Here is a 1028-nt window from a genome sequence, read left to right on the forward strand (position 1 = left end):
GTGGAGTAGTAGAGGATTTAGAGACCAGTTCTACTTTTATTGGTGTCGGCTATAAATTTTAATTTCGAGACTATAGAGCGGGCCTCAAGATGTCCCTTTTTATTTGCTGAAATCTCCATCATAAATGACTATGGTACTCCCTACGACGCTGCAGGAAGGGGAATAGCCAAAAAGGCACACGCCCCTACGAAATAGCCACGACTCCAAAGAACGTTTTTGTTAAATGCACCTGCCACATCATTAAACTTTCTGCGTATCCTACTTGTTCTCGTTGCTTCTTGTGAATCGACTAATTTTGCGACACTTGGTGTCTTCGGTGATGTTGAAATTAACAGGTGAGCGTGATATCGATCGCAGCTGAACTCCTCAACTCGGCATCAGTTAATCTATAAAACTTAGTGGTATAGTAGAAGCGTTGTCCAAATATGTCAGTGGAAGCCGAGTCCTGAATGCTTAAGTGAGCTTGATCTTATCTGAATACATATTGATATTAAAGCTGTCGAGCAGGTAGTGCTAGCCTGTGGAGCGTAAGTAAAGCGTTAGACTCTCTCGAATTTAAAGCGATGCGCTATGAAACAGGAACCTCCCTCCGAAGTGCCGTAGGTGGGGGATGTAAAGATTGCCAGCTTTGATTTAATAAAAAATTCACAAAAGTTTAGCTTTTGTTTCACAATTTGCGATTGGTGGTCTATCGTAAACATGCTCGCTATGTTGATTAGCTCAACGCTAGGCGTATAGCTCTCACAGACAAGCAAAATAGTCCTTGTCGTTTTTACTGCTACCCAATCAATCTCTTCAATAAATGTTAGCAAATTACCATAGATAGTAACTAGTGTGCTCATCTTCTAGTCAATAAGATATACGAGGTAAACAATGTCACGTGTTTTAGGTATGGTTTTAGCTGGTGGAGAAGGCTCTCGATTGAGACCTTTAACTGAATCTCGAAGCAAACCCGCGGTTCCTTTCGGAGGGAGCTATCGATTAATTGATTTTGCTTTAAATAACTTTGTTAACGCGGATTTACTGAA

General features: G+C 41.1%; 1 protein-coding gene and 1 pseudogene. One reads left to right on the forward strand and one right to left on the reverse strand.

The annotated features are described in order from the left end of the window. Positions 1-140: 140 nt before the first annotated feature. Positions 141-365, reverse strand: a pseudogene (locus H5300_RS28580) (transposase); the annotation flags it as partial. A gap of 508 nt (positions 366-873) precedes the next feature. On the opposite strand from H5300_RS28580, the gene H5300_RS26820 reads away from it, so the two are divergent. Continuing rightward, on the forward strand, positions 874-1028 hold a 155-nt coding region (locus H5300_RS26820; RefSeq protein WP_259397969.1), incomplete at its 3' end, for a sugar phosphate nucleotidyltransferase.

Source organism: Vibrio sp. SG41-7 (assembly GCF_014164465.1).
Classification (GTDB): domain Bacteria; phylum Pseudomonadota; class Gammaproteobacteria; order Enterobacterales; family Vibrionaceae; genus Vibrio; species Vibrio splendidus.